Origin of the sequence: Micromonospora craniellae, from assembly GCF_014764405.1 — a bacterium.
Lineage (GTDB): Bacteria > Actinomycetota > Actinomycetes > Mycobacteriales > Micromonosporaceae > Micromonospora > Micromonospora craniellae.
This window is the reverse complement of record NZ_CP061725.1, coordinates 6,494,448-6,507,234: the sequence shown is the minus strand read 5'-3', so window position 1 is coordinate 6,507,234 and position 12,787 is coordinate 6,494,448. Positions and strand designations below refer to the sequence as shown.

General features: G+C 69.0%; 13 protein-coding genes and 1 pseudogene. 11 read left to right on the top strand and 3 right to left on the bottom strand.

The features are described 5' to 3' along the window. Positions 1-47: 47 nt before the first annotated feature. The 8 genes from ID554_RS29675 (at position 48) to ID554_RS29640 (ending at position 5,623) form a co-directional block, all read left to right on the top strand. Complete coding sequence (locus ID554_RS29675; protein ID WP_117226977.1) at positions 48-494, top strand: RrF2 family transcriptional regulator; 447 nt, start codon at positions 48-50, stop codon at positions 492-494. A gap of 287 nt (positions 495-781) precedes the next feature. Beyond that, positions 782-1,801, top strand: a complete 1,020-nt coding sequence (locus tag ID554_RS29670) for a sulfate ABC transporter substrate-binding protein (RefSeq protein ID WP_117226978.1) — start codon at positions 782-784, stop codon at positions 1,799-1,801. Then, the gene (gene cysT, locus ID554_RS29665; RefSeq protein ID WP_117226979.1) at positions 1,798-2,646 is read left to right on the top strand and encodes a sulfate ABC transporter permease subunit CysT; all 849 of its coding nucleotides are present in this window, start codon (positions 1,798-1,800) and stop codon (positions 2,644-2,646) included. The genes ID554_RS29670 and cysT overlap by 4 nt, the downstream gene beginning before the upstream one ends. After that, on the top strand, positions 2,639-3,475 hold the full coding sequence (locus ID554_RS29660; protein WP_117226980.1) for a sulfate ABC transporter permease: 837 nt from the start codon (positions 2,639-2,641) through the stop codon (positions 3,473-3,475). Before cysT ends, ID554_RS29660 begins: the two co-directional genes overlap by 8 nt. Further along, entirely contained in the window at positions 3,472-4,482 is a 1,011-nt protein-coding gene (locus ID554_RS29655) for a sulfate/molybdate ABC transporter ATP-binding protein (RefSeq protein ID WP_117226981.1), read from the top strand. The genes ID554_RS29660 and ID554_RS29655 overlap by 4 nt, the downstream gene beginning before the upstream one ends. Before the next feature lie 98 nt (positions 4,483-4,580). Then, the gene (locus tag ID554_RS29650; RefSeq protein ID WP_223884336.1) at positions 4,581-4,922 is read left to right on the top strand and encodes a DUF1684 domain-containing protein; all 342 of its coding nucleotides are present in this window, start codon (positions 4,581-4,583) and stop codon (positions 4,920-4,922) included. After that, a complete protein-coding gene (locus tag ID554_RS29645) occupies positions 4,919-5,458 on the top strand; it encodes a flavin reductase family protein (protein WP_117226983.1) in 540 nt (179 codons plus the stop codon). The genes ID554_RS29650 and ID554_RS29645 overlap by 4 nt, the downstream gene beginning before the upstream one ends. An 18-nt stretch (positions 5,459-5,476) precedes the next feature. Further along, positions 5,477-5,623, top strand: coding sequence for a hypothetical protein (locus tag ID554_RS29640; protein ID WP_158573694.1), 147 nt, complete (start codon positions 5,477-5,479; stop codon positions 5,621-5,623). A 25-nt stretch (positions 5,624-5,648) separates the two neighbouring features. On the opposite strand, the gene ID554_RS32205 is transcribed toward ID554_RS29640, so the two are convergent. Both ID554_RS32205 and ID554_RS32200 read right to left on the bottom strand, forming a co-directional pair. Next, complete coding sequence (locus ID554_RS32205) at positions 5,649-5,867, bottom strand: substrate-binding domain-containing protein (RefSeq protein ID WP_223884335.1); 219 nt, start codon at positions 5,865-5,867, stop codon at positions 5,649-5,651. Between the two features lie 37 nt (positions 5,868-5,904). Then, positions 5,905-6,081, bottom strand: a pseudogene (locus ID554_RS32200) (LacI family DNA-binding transcriptional regulator); the annotation flags it as partial. A gap of 415 nt (positions 6,082-6,496) precedes the next feature. Between ID554_RS32200 and chvE the strand changes: the two are divergent. The 3 genes from chvE to mmsB all read left to right on the top strand — a co-directional run bounded on the left by chvE (position 6,497) and on the right by mmsB (position 10,520). Continuing rightward, complete coding sequence (gene chvE / locus ID554_RS29630) at positions 6,497-7,633, top strand: multiple monosaccharide ABC transporter substrate-binding protein (RefSeq protein ID WP_117226984.1); 1,137 nt, start codon at positions 6,497-6,499, stop codon at positions 7,631-7,633. Between the two features lie 101 nt (positions 7,634-7,734). Next, a complete protein-coding gene (mmsA, locus tag ID554_RS29625) occupies positions 7,735-9,273 on the top strand; it encodes a multiple monosaccharide ABC transporter ATP-binding protein (protein WP_117226985.1) in 1,539 nt (512 codons plus the stop codon). Further along, complete coding sequence (gene mmsB / locus ID554_RS29620; protein ID WP_117226986.1) at positions 9,270-10,520, top strand: multiple monosaccharide ABC transporter permease; 1,251 nt, start codon at positions 9,270-9,272, stop codon at positions 10,518-10,520. Before mmsA ends, mmsB begins: the two co-directional genes overlap by 4 nt. A 173-nt stretch (positions 10,521-10,693) precedes the next feature. Here mmsB and ID554_RS29615 read toward each other — a convergent pair whose 3' ends face one another. Further along, a complete protein-coding gene (locus ID554_RS29615) occupies positions 10,694-12,337 on the bottom strand; it encodes a glycoside hydrolase family 27 protein (protein ID WP_117227033.1) in 1,644 nt (547 codons plus the stop codon). Positions 12,338-12,787: the final 450 nt, after the last annotated feature.

Sequence of the window (12,787 nt, the reverse complement as noted above, 5' to 3'; positions counted from 1 at the left end):
CCATCCCTATATGTTTGATGGATTATGTAGGGCGCTGGTGGGGTGACGTGCACGTCTCAGCGCGATCGGACTACGCCGTACGGGCGATGCTGGCGGTGGCGGAGTGCCACCCGGCGGTGGTGAAGGCGGCGGCGCTGGCCGCGAGCCAGGACATCCCGTACTCGTTCCTCCAGGGCATCCTGCTGGACCTGCGCCGGGCCGGCCTGCTGCACAGCCTGCGCGGCGCGGACGGCGGCTACGCGTTGACCCGCCCGCCGGGCGAGATCACCGTGGGCGACGTGCTGCGCGCCACCGGCGGGGCGCTGACGACGGTCCGTGGCGCGCCCGCCGACGTGGCCACCTATCACGGCGTGGCCGCCGGGCTGGGAGAGGTGTGGCTGTCGGTGCACCGGGCGATCGAGGACGTGGTCGACCACGCCACTCTGGCGGATCTGCTCGCGCCCGGCGATGGGCGGGGGCGGGACGTCGTCGGTCGGCCGCCCCGGGTGGCGTGACGGATCGCCGCGTCGAGGCTGTCGGACAGCCTCGTCGGCTAAGGCTTGAAAACCTGTCGAGTTAGTGGGATATTCGGTGCGCGGTCGGCGCGGACGATCAGGCCCGCCGCGCCCGATGTGGAGTCGGGTGCGACGGCGTGGTCGGCGTCGTGCCGGCCGGGCATCGACGCCCGGTCCGTGACCACACCCACCACTGCTCGGTCCAGGGCAGCCCGAAACGGGCATATTCCCTATTTAATCGGTCGGATTTATATAGTGCGGCGCGCACTGGAGGAGGACGGGTCCCGATGAGGCACCGGATCAGAGCAGCCATCGCTCTCGCCACGGTCACCGGCGTGGCGCTGTCGGGCTGCGGCGGCGACGCGGCGGGCGGCAGTTCCGCCACGCTGAGCATCGTCGGCTTCGCGGTACCCGAGGCGGCCAACAAGGCCATCGCCGCCGAGTGGAACAAGACCGAGGCCGGCGAGGGGGTCCGCTTCCGGACCTCGTACGGCGCCTCCGGCGACCAGAGCCGCGCCGTGGTGGCCGGCCTGAAGACCGACTACGTGCACTTCTCCGTGAGCAGCGACGTGACCCGCCTGGTCGACGCCGGACTGGTCGAGGAGAGCTGGGACGACGGCCCGACCAAGGGCATCGTCTCGTCGTCGGTGGTGGTGCTCGCGGTCCGCGAGGGCAACCCCAGGAACATCCAGAGCTGGGACGACCTGATCAAGCCCGGCATCGGCATCGTCACGCCGAACCCGGCCTCCTCGGGCGCTGCCCGCTGGAACGCCCTGGCCGCCTGGGGGCACATCGCCGCCAACGGCGGCACCGACGCCCAGGCGCAGGAGTACGTGACCAAGCTGTTCGGCAACGTCGTGTCGATGCCGAACAGCGGGCGGGACGCCACCACCACCTTCCTCGGCGGCGCCGGTGACGTCCTGCTGGCGTACGAGAACGAGACGATCCTGGCCCGGCAGAACGGCGAGAAGCTGGACTGGGTCCTGCCGGCGACCACCGTGCTGATCGAGAACCCGGGCGCGATCCTCAAGAACGCCGACCCGAAGGCGAAGGAGTGGCTGGACTTCGTGCTCGGCCCACAGGGGCAGCGGCAGTTCGCGCTGACCGGCTTCCGGCCGATCATTGACGGCGTCGACACCAGCGGCATCGAGGGCGCGATCGACCCGGACGACCCGTTCCCCGCCCCGCAGAAGCTACTGACCGTGGAGAAGGACTTCGAGAGCTGGTCGGCGCTGTCGGAGAAGTACTTCGACGAGAGTGACGGCATCGTCACCAAGATCATCGCGGCCTCCGGGAAGGCGAAGTGACCTCGGCGACCCTGGTTCCGGACCGGCCGGCGGGCAACCGCCGGTCGGCCCGGGCCGGCCTACCGCTGACCCGGGTCTCCGGACTCGGGCTCGGCGTCGCGATGGTGTGGTTCAGCCTGCTGGTGCTCATCCCGCTCGCCGCCGTCGTGGTCACCGCCTCGGAGGGCGGCTGGGGCGGGTTCTGGCGGGCGGTGACCAACGAGCAGACCGCCGCCACCCTCCGGCTGACTGTCGGCACCGCGCTGCTGGTCACGCTGGTCAACGTCGTGATGGGCACGCTGATCGCCTGGGTGCTGGTGCGGGACCGCTTCTTCGGCAAGCGGGCGCTGGAAATCCTGATCGACGTGCCGTTCGCCCTGCCGACGATCGTCGCGGGTCTGGTGCTGCTGTCGCTGTACGGGCCGGACAGCCCGCTCGGCGTCAACATCGCCAACACCCGGATCGCGGTCTTCCTCGCCTTCCTCTTCGTCACGCTGCCGTTCATCGTGCGGACCGTGCAGCCGGTGCTGTCCGAACTGGACCCGGACGCCGAGGAGGCGGCGGCGTCGCTGGGCGCCAGCCGGTTGACCACCTTCCGGCGGATCATCCTGCCCAGCCTCACGCCGGCCATCGCAGCGGGCGCCGCGTTGTCGTTCGCCCGCGCGGTCGGTGAGTACGGCTCGCTGGTCCTGCTCTCCGGCAACCTGCCGATGCGTACCGAGGTGGCCTCGGTCCGCATCCTCAGCAGCATCGAGAACGACAATCCCGACAGCGCGGCAGCGGTCGCGGTGGTGCTGCTGGCCGTCTCGTTGGCCGTCATCGTGGTACTCGACGTCATTCAGCGGAGGGTGATGCGCCGTGGCTGAGCACCCCACCGTCACGCGGACCCGGGTCGGCCGGCGTCCCGGGCGGTACGTCCTGCGGTTCGTCGTGACGACGTACCTGTTCTTCCTGGTGGCCTGGCCGTTGTACCTGGTCGGACGCAACGCGTTCGCCGACGGCTTCGTCAACCTCAACGACATCCTGACCGACCCCGATGTCACCCACGCGTTGCGACTCACCGTGCTCGTCGCGGTCGTCGCGGTGGTCATCAACACCGTCTTCGGTGTCGGCATCTCGATCCTGCTGGTCCGCTACGACTTCCCCGGCAAACGGACGCTGAACGCCCTGCTCGACATGCCGCTGTCGGTGTCGCCGATCGTGGTCGGCCTCGCGCTGATCCTGGTCTACGGCGGTCGGGACGGCTGGTTCGGTCCGACGCTCGAAGCGGCCGGGATCCAGATCATCTTCGCCGTGCCGGGCATGGTGATGGCCACCGTGTTCGTGGCGCTGCCGCTGGTCATCCGGGAGGTCGTCCCGGTCCTCCAGGAGGTCGGCGACGAGCAGGAGCAGGCCGCCCGCAGTCTCGGCGCGAACGCCGTGCAGACGTTCCGCCGGATCACCCTGCCGTCGATCAAATGGGGCGTGATCTACGGCGTCGTGCTCAGCCTGGCCCGCTCGCTCGGTGAGTTCGGCGCGGTCAAAATCGTCTCCGGCAACGTGCTCGGCGCGACCCGGACGGCCACCCTCGTGGTCGAGGAGAAGTACCTGAACTTCGACAAGGGCGGCTCGTACGCCACCGCCTTCCTCCTCGCCCTCGTCGCTGTGGCCTGCATCATCGTCGTATCCGTCCTCAGGCCGAAGGAAGACCGTTGAGCATCGAGATTTCCCAGGTCGGCAAGCATTTCGGAGACTTCGTCGCGCTCGACGACGTGTCGGTCGGCATCCCCGCCGGCCGGCTGACGGCGTTGCTGGGCCCCTCCGGCGGCGGAAAGTCCACGCTGCTGCGGATCGTCGCGGGACTGGAACGCGCCGACACCGGGCGGGTCGAGATCGACGGGGTGGACGCCACCAACCTGCCGCCGCAGAAGCGCAACGTCGGTTTCGTGTTCCAGCACTACGCGGCGTTCAAACACCTGACGGTCCGGCGCAACGTGGCCTTCGGGCTGGAGATCCGCAAGCGTTCCAAGGACGAGATCACCCGCCGCGTCGACGAGCTGCTGGCGCTCGTACACCTGGGACAGTTCGCCGAGCGGCTGCCGTCGCAGCTCTCCGGCGGCCAGCGCCAGCGGATGGCGCTGGCCCGCGCGCTGGCCGTCGAACCGACGGTGTTGCTGCTCGACGAGCCGTTCGGCGCGCTCGACGCCAAGGTCCGCAAGGAACTGCGCGACTGGCTGCGTCGGCTGCACGACGAGGTGCACGTGACCACCGTCTTCGTCACCCACGACCAGGAGGAGGCCCTGGAGGTCGCCGACGAGATCGTGGTGATCAACGAAGGCCGGGTGGAGCAGATCGGCTCGCCCGACGACCTGTACGACCGTCCGGCCAACGAGTTCGTGATGCGCTTCCTCGGCCCGGTCACCCAGCTCGGCGACGAGTTGGTGCGCCCGCACGACCTCCAGCTCACCGCCGACGGCGCGGACAGCACCGGCGTGGCCGGCCGGGTCACCCGGATCACCCGCATCGGTTTCGAGATCCGGGTCGAGGTCACCACCTCCGGTGGCCAGCCGGTGACCGTGACCCTCACCCGCAACGAGTTCCACGCGCTCGGGATCCAGGTCGACTCGCCGGTGCGGATCCGCGTCACGCCGGGCAGCCCCACCACCACGGTCACCGCACCTGCCCAGCGCTCGGAGGAGCCGACCTTCGCGCGGTCGCACTGACGAGCGCCTCGTCGACCCCGACGCGTACCGCGCACGAGCGTGCGCGATCCCGGACCGAGTGGCATCCTCGCGACCATGAGGCCACTCGATCCGGGATCTTGCGGACCGCCTTCCGGGGCACCCCGGCGTACCCGCCGACGACGCGCTGGGTCCGGCCCGGACGGTTCGTCCCCTTCGACAGCCCCCGCCCGACCACCGTCGGCGCCGCCGTGGAGGGTCTCCAGCACGTGTACGACGCTCCCGGCACGATCGAGTTCACCGTGGACTTCAACCGGGCCACCAACCTGCCCTGCGCGTACACCGACTTCGCGACCTGCCCCCTGCCGCCGCCGGAGAACCGGTTACCGGTCGCCGTCGAGGCCGGCGAGAAGATCCCGTACGAGCGGCGGGTGGCCGGTGCCGCCCAGCCGAAGCGCACCATCCCCGGGAGGACCCCGTGACACCGCCCACCGACGATCAGCCGCCCGTCGAGGCCGACGCCGACGAGATCCGTACCCTGCTGCGGCACCAGGCCAGCACGGTCACCGTGGTCACCGCGCCGGGTACTCCGGCGGCCGGCTTCACCGCCACGTCCTTCACGTCGGTGTCGTTGTCGCCGCCGGTCGTGTCGTTCTGCCTCAACCTCGGCTCCTCCAGTTGGCCTACCGTGGCCGCCGCCCGGCACGTCGGTGTCCACCTGCTCGCCCTTCATCAGCAGGACCTCGCCCGGACCTTCGCCACCAGCGGCATCGACCGGTTCGCCGCGCCGACCAGGTGGCAGGTCGGCCCCGAGGGCGTGCCGATCCTCGACGACACGCTCGCCTGGCTGCTGTGCCGGGTGATCGATCGGGTGCCGGTCGGCAGCCACGCCATCGTGCTGGCCGAGCCGGAACTGGTCCGCAGCCCGGCCACCGGCTCGCCGTTGCTCTACCACCGGGGCGGGTACACCGGCCTGGTGGCCGGCGCCGACGGCTGGGCCGGGCCGGTCGCCGCCTGACCACCGGCGCCGTGCCACGTGATCCACGAGAACCCGGACGGCGCCATGTACGTCCGGATGGCCGTCTGGGAGCTGGGTGACGTCTCGGTCTTCACCACCGAGGCGTCCGGCATCGGCCTCACCCCGGGAGAGCGGCGTCGAATGCACGCCGACCCGTCAAGCTGAGCCGCGCCTGCCCGGAACCGCCCGGTCAGGACGCCGGTGCCGGCATCGGCGTCCGGGCGGCGGGAGCCGCGACCGAACGGCGACGGCGCATCGGCACCAGCGCTGGGCCGGAGTGGTCCTTGTCGAGCAGCAGCTCCACCGCCCGGCGGCCCATCCGCTCGTGCGGGATGGCGGCGGTGGACAGGCCCGGGCGCAGCCAGGAGGCGATCGGGTCGTCGTCGAAGGAGATCACCGATCGTGGCACCGGCCCGCTCGTCGTCGGGCAGGACGCTGGGCAGATCCTCCGCGCTGGTGGCGTTGAGCAGCACCACCGGGCCGTTGAGGATGGCCTTCGGCACGGTCAGCCGGCGGGTGGCCATGGCCGCGTAGATCACGCCGTCGACCTGACGGTCGAGGATCGCCTCGATGGCGTGCTGCTCGAACGCCGCGTCGCCCTGGGTCTGGAGGTCGGCGCCCATCCCGCTGCAATTCATCAGCCGCAACTCCATACTCGGTGTAGTGCAGCAACTCGGCGATCTGTGCGGGCGTCTTGCCCTGGGCCTCGTAGGCCGCGCGCAGGGCGGCGTACGGGTGTCGACGGATCCGGCGGCCCGGGACCCTTGCCCATCGCCTCGGGGCGCGGGTTGGCGTATTCTCTGGTCTCGATGAAAGCTATTCGGGTGCCCGGCGTGAAGATACGATTCCCTTCGATGTGTGACGCCTCTGGCCTGCGGCGATTCGGCCGACCGGTGGAGTCTCGGCTTCGTTACGAGAACGTGACCGCTGGATTTCCGGCGAGGTGTTGACCCGGACAATGTGAGCGCTAACACTTGGGCCCCGAAGTGCGATCCGCGCAGCCGGTGCGACGGCGCGAGTTCCAGATTGGGGAAGCCAGTGAGCAGAAGAATTCTGGCCGCTCTCGGTAGCGCCGCCCTGGCGCTGAGTATGGCGGCGTGCAGTGGCGACGGTGCCGGCAGCGGCAGCACCAGCGACGAGAAGCCGTCCGACCTCACCATCGGCGTCTCGATGCCGACCCAGACCTCCGAGCGGTGGATCGCCGACGGCAACTCCGTCAAGGAGAAGCTGGAAGCCAAGGGCTACAAGGTCGACCTCCAGTACGCCGGTGACGACATCCCGACCCAGTCGCAGCAGGTCGACCAGATGATCACCCGTGGCGCCGACGTACTGATCATCGCCGCGATCGACGGCACCGCCCTGAGTGGACAGTTGCAGGCGGCGGCCGACGCGAAGATCCCGGTCATCTCCTACGACCGCCTCATCCGGGACAGCCCGAACGTCGACTTCTACGTCAGTTTCGACAACTACAAGGTCGGCGTGGCCCAGGCCAGCGCGCTTCTGGTCGGCCTCGGTCTGCAGACCAAGGACGGCGCGAAGGGCGAGGCGACCGGCCCGTTCAACATCGAGCTGTTCGCCGGGTCGCTTGACGACAACAACGCCCACTTCTTCTTCGACGGGGCGATGGACACCCTCAAGCCGTTCATCGACGCCGGCACGCTCACGGTGAAGTCCGGGCAGACCAAGATCGAGCAGGTGGCGATCCTGCGCTGGCAGCAGGAGGCCGCGCAGAAGCGGATGGAGGACCTGCTGACCTCCAGCTACAACGACAACAGCAAGGTGGACGGCGTGCTGTCGCCGTACGACGGCATCTCGCGCGGCATCATCACCGCCCTGCAGAACGCCGGCTACCGGGGCGTCGACGAGATCCCGGTGGTCACCGGGCAGGACGCCGAGATCGCCTCGGTCAAGCTGATCAACGACGGCATCCAGAGCTCCACCATCTTCAAGGACACCCGCCTGCTGGCCGACCAGGCCGTGCTCGCCGGTGAGGCGTTCCTCCAGGACAAGACGCCCGAGGCCAACGACAGCGAGACCTACAACAACGGGGTCAAGGTCGTCCCGTCGTACCTGCTGCCGGTCGAGACCGTCTTCAAAGACGACATCCAGAAGGTGCTGATCGACTCCGGCTACTACACCGCCGAGGAGGTCGCCGCCGGTCAGGCCAAGAGCTGACGGCGACACCCGGGGGCTCGGCGGCGGACACCGCCGCCGAGCCCCACCCGCATCGACCATCCAGGACAACCCGCACGACACAGATCGCCAGGACGGTGCAGATGGACGACCACATCCTCGAGATGCGTCACATCACCAAGACGTTCCCCGGGGTGGCGGCTCTCCAGGACGTCTCCCTCGCCGTACGCCGGGGGGAGATCCACGCCATCTGCGGCGAGAACGGCGCCGGCAAGTCGACGCTGATGAAGGTGCTGTCGGGCGTCTACCCGTCCGGCAGCTACGACGGCGAGATCCTCCTCGACGGCGTACCGGTGCACTTCCGGGGCATCCGGGACAGCGAGGACCGGGGCATCGTCATCATCCACCAGGAGCTCGCCCTGGTGCCGTACCTGTCGATCGCCGAGAACATCTTCCTCGGCAACGAGCGCCGTGGACGCAGCGGCCTGATCGACTGGAACCGCACCAACGCCGAGGCGGCGAAGCTGCTCGCCTCGGTCGGGCTGCCGGAGAACCCGGTGACCCCGGTGGTGCAACTCGGCGTCGGCAAGCAGCAACTGGTCGAGATCGCCAAGGCGATCTCGAAGAAGGTCCGGCTGCTCATCCTGGACGAGCCGACCGCCGCCCTCAACGACATCGACTCGGCGCACCTGCTCGACCTGATGCGGCGGCTGCGCGACCAGGGCATCACCTGCATCATGATCTCGCACAAGCTCAACGAGATCACCGCCATCGCCGACTCGACCACCGTGCTGCGCGACGGCCGCACCGTGGAACGGCTGGAGATGGCCTCCGGTGAGGTGACCCAGGAACGGATCATCCGTGGCATGGTCGGCCGCGACCTGGACAGCTTCTACCCTGACCGGGTCTCGTCACCGGGCCCGGAGGTGCTGCGGATCGAGGACTGGTCGGTGCGGCACCCGACGCAGGACCGGCTGGTCGTCCAGAGCGCCGGTCTCAACGTGCGCGCCGGCGAGGTGGTCGGCATCGCCGGGCTGATGGGTGCCGGGCGGACAGAGTTGGCGATGAGCGTCTTCGGCCGGTCGTACGGCCGGGACATCTCCGGCCGGCTGTTCATGCACGGCCGCGAGGTCCGGGCGCGGTCCGTCGCGGAGGCCATCCACAACGGCATCGCGTACGCCACCGAGGACCGCAAGCGGTACGGCCTCAACCTTATCGACGACATCCGCCACAACGTCTCCGCAGCCGGACTGCGCAAGCTCGCCCGCCTCGGCTGGGTGCACGACAACGAAGAGACCAAGGTCGCCGAGGCGAGCCGGCGCGACATGCACATCAAGGCGCCGAGCGTGATGTCGGTGGTGGGCAAGCTCTCCGGTGGCAACCAGCAGAAGGTCGTGCTGTCGAAGTGGCTCTTCACCGACCCGGACGTGCTGATCCTGGACGAGCCGACGCGGGGCATCGACGTCGGCGCGAAGTTCGAGATCTACACGATCGTCAATCAGCTGGTCGCCGCCGGTAAGGCGGTCATCATCATCTCCTCGGAACTGCCCGAGCTGCTCGGCATGTGCGACCGCATCTACACGATGTCGGCGGGTCGGATCACCGGGATGGTGCCGGTCGGCGAGGCCACCCAGGAGAAGCTCATGGAACTCATGGCGAAGGACAAGGAAACCGTCGGATGACCAGCACCAAGCCCTCCTCGGACTCGAAGGGCCCGTCGACCGAGAGTGCTCCCGCCGCCGCGCTGCACGTCGGCAGCGGCGACCCCCGTACGCTCATCATGAACAACCTGCGGCAGAGCGGCATCTTCGTCGCACTCGTCGTCATCGTCGCGCTCTTCGCGTTCCTCACCGACGGACTCTCGCTGAGCCCGGGCAACATCACCAACATCGTCCTGCAGTACTCGTACATCCTGGTGCTCGCGATCGGCATGGTCATCGTGATCATCGGCGGACACATCGACCTGTCGGTCGGCTCGGTGGTCGCGTTGACCGGCGCGGTATCCGCCGTGGTGGTCATCCGGCAGGGCCAACCCTGGTGGATGGGCGTGGTGGCCGCGCTGGTGGTCGGGCTTGCGGTCGGCGCGTGGCACGGCTTCTGGGTCGCGTACGTCGGCATCCCCGCCTTCATCGTGACCCTGGCCGGAATGCTGCTGTTCCGTGGTCTCACCCTGCGGGTGCTGGACAACATCTCGCTGTCGCCGTTCCCGGCCGAGTACAACAGGATCGCCGCGGGCTTCCTCAACGGACTCATCGGTGGTGACGGGTACGACGCGTTCACGCTGCTCATCGGTGCCATCGCGGTGGCCGGCTACGTGGTGAGCTGCTTCCGGACCCGGGTGGCGCGCATCCGCTACCAGCAGCCGGTGGAGTCGTTCGCGCTGTTCGTGGCGCGGATGGCGCTGGTCGGCGCGGTGGTCATGTACTTCGCCTGGCAGTTGGCGCACGCCCGGGGCCTGCCCATCGTGCTGATCATCCTCGCCGCGTTGGTGCTGGCCTACGGCATGCTCACCCGGCGGACGGTCTTCGGCCGCCAGGTGTACGCCATCGGCGGCAACCTCCCCGCGGCGATGTTGTCGGGCGTCAAGGTGAAGACCGTCAACTTCTGGATCTTCGTCAACATGGGCTTCCTGTCGGCCGTGGCCGGCATCATCTTCTCCTCACGCTCGAACGGCGCGCAGCCCGCCGCCGGCAACATGTTCGAGCTCGACGCGATCGCGGCGGCCTTCATCGGCGGCGCGGCCGTCACCGGTGGCGTCGGCACGGTCGTCGGCGCGATGGTCGGTGGCCTGATCATGGCGGTGATGAGCAACGGCATGCAGTTGATGGGCGTGGACCAGTCGATGCAGTCGGTGGTGAAGGGGCTGGTGCTGCTGGTCGCCGTCGCCTTCGACGTCTACAACAAGCGGCGTGCGGGCGCGGGCCGCTAGGCCCTGTAGTCGAGTCCCTGGTTGGCCCGCGCTTGACGTCGTCCCACTGCTTGGACACACCCGTCCGGTCGGCGTACCCGCCGAGACGCCCGCCGCAGACCGGGCGGGTGTCGTGGCACCCGCCCGGCCCGTCACCCGGTCGCGCCGCGCCGGGCGACGGGTCCGCGCCGTCGTCAGGCCCGGCTCCACCGTTGGTTGGCGGCGGTGTGGCAGCTCCAGACCAGGACCGCGGTGCCGTTCGCGGTCCCGTTGTTGTCCACGTCCAGGCAGATGTTCGGGAAACGGACGCTGCTGATCGTGCCGTTGCCGTTGAAGGTCCATTGCTGGTTGGTACCGCCGTTGCAGTCCCAGATCCGCACCGGGGTGCCGGCGGTGGCGGTCGTGGAGATGTCCAGGCACTTGCCGAGGACACGCAGCGTCTGGCCGCTCTGGGTGAAGCTCTGGTTGCTGTTGCCGTGGCAGTCCCAGATCAGCGTGGCGGTGCCGTTGGCGGTGCCGCCGTTGTCGACGTCGAGGCACCGGCCGGAGGACTCGCTACGCAGTCGGAAGGTGGCCGGCGGGTTGGTCGTCCCGCCGCCGCTGACCCGGTAGACCGCCGTGCCGTGTGCCGGCACGCTGGCGGAGATCGCGCCGGTGCTGGTCGAGGTGGCGTTGGTCCACGCGTCGCGGAGGGTGAACGAGCTGCCGGACTTGCCGATGGCAGATGCGGTGGTGGACACGGTCGTGGTGGACGAGCCCTGGTTGAGCAGGGCCACTGCGACGTCGCCGTTGGCTAGCCGCTTGGCCAGCACCCGGCGGGTGCCGTCGTTGGACACCTGCACGGCCTGCACGCCCAGCGGGTCCTGGTTGATCGCGATCAGTTGCTGGTTGCGCAGAATGGCCAGCGTCGCCGCGTTGGCGCTGCGGATGTCGTTGCCGGCGATCAGCGGCGAGGCCATGATCGACCAGAGCGCGAAGTGGCTGCGCATCTCGGTGTCGTTCATGCCCCCGTTGCCGACCACCATCATGTCCTGGTCGTTGAAGGCGCCCGGTGCGGCGTACGAGGCGAGGGGCACGGTGACGTCGATGATGTTCTGGATGCCCATCGGGAAGCCGTTGGTCTGCCCGGTGTTCCACGAGTTGGTGATGTCCTCGGTGGTCCGCCACATGTTGGCCACGTCGCCCCAGTTGCGCTGCGGCCCGGTCTTCTCGTGGATGCTGTTCGGGTTGATGCTGTAGACGATCGGTCGACCGGTGGCGGCGAGCGCGTCACGCATCAGGGCGAAGCCCGCAACCTGGTCGTTGATGGTCCCCCAGGGCGAACACCAGTCGTACTTGAGGAAGTCCACGCCCCAGGCGGCGAACTGGCGAGCGTCCTGGTACTCGTGTCCCAGGCTGCCGGTGGAGCCCGGCCACGCCCCGAAGTACTGGGCGCAGGTCTTCTCCCGGGGCACCTGGTAGAGGCCGAAGAGCAGGCCTCGGGCGTGCAGGTAGTCGCCGAGTGCCTTCATGCCGCTGGGGAACCGCCCGGGGTGGGCCTGTAGGTTGCCTTGGGCGTCGCGGTTCGGGTCGAACCAGCAGTCGTCGACGACGACGTACTTGTAGCCGAGGTCCCGCATCCCGGTGGAGACGATCGCGTCGGCCATCTGCCGGATCAGCGTCTCGTTGATGTTGCACCCGAAGGTGTTCCAGGTGTTCCATCCCATCGGTGGTGTACGGGCCACCCCGTTGTTGAGTGCCTGGGCGGGTCTCGGCGAGTGGAGCCCGTCGACGACGACGGCCGTGAACGTCAACATCAGGACGCTCAGGACGGCCAACCATCGTGGTCGTGCGCGCATTCGGACCTCCTTCAAGGTCGCGGAGCCAACAGATGTCCTTCGTCGATGACCGGCCACGAGGTGCCCGGCCGGTGGTGGCGGTACAGGCGTGCGTGGTGCGCCGGCGGCACGTCGCCGTCGTGGACGCTCGTCACCGGCGGTGGCGGGGCGCCTGCCGCCGACGGTGCTGCCCGTGGACCGGCGGCCAGCACCGTCGCCTCTGCCGTGGCCGCTGGTGTCTTCAGCCGGCCACGCTCCGGCATCGATGTCGCGAATGTTATCGCTGACATACAGTTCTGTAAATCGCCGGGAGTCGTTACCGGAGCGCGTGCAGGAGGTTCGGTGCCGGTGCCGCCCCGGATGCTTCGAGTGGTCGTGCACGTCAGCGAGGGATGCGTGCCTGAATTCGAGGCGACGTACGGTCAGGCGGGCCGCGCTGGCGCTGCGCTCACTTGATCGTCTGATGGATCG

Excerpts from the sequence above, each read along its gene's own strand:
- mmsB (WP_117226986.1), top strand. The coding sequence starts at position 9,270 with ATGACCAGCACCAAGCCCTCCTCGGACTCGAAGGGCCCGTCGACCGAG.
- mmsA (WP_117226985.1), top strand. The coding sequence starts at position 7,735 with ATGGACGACCACATCCTCGAGATGCGTCACATCACCAAGACGTTCCCC.
- ID554_RS29670 (WP_117226978.1), top strand. The coding sequence starts at position 782 with ATGAGGCACCGGATCAGAGCAGCCATCGCTCTCGCCACGGTCACCGGC.
- ID554_RS29615 (WP_117227033.1), bottom strand. The coding sequence starts at position 12,337 with ATGCGCGCACGACCACGATGGTTGGCCGTCCTGAGCGTCCTGATGTTG.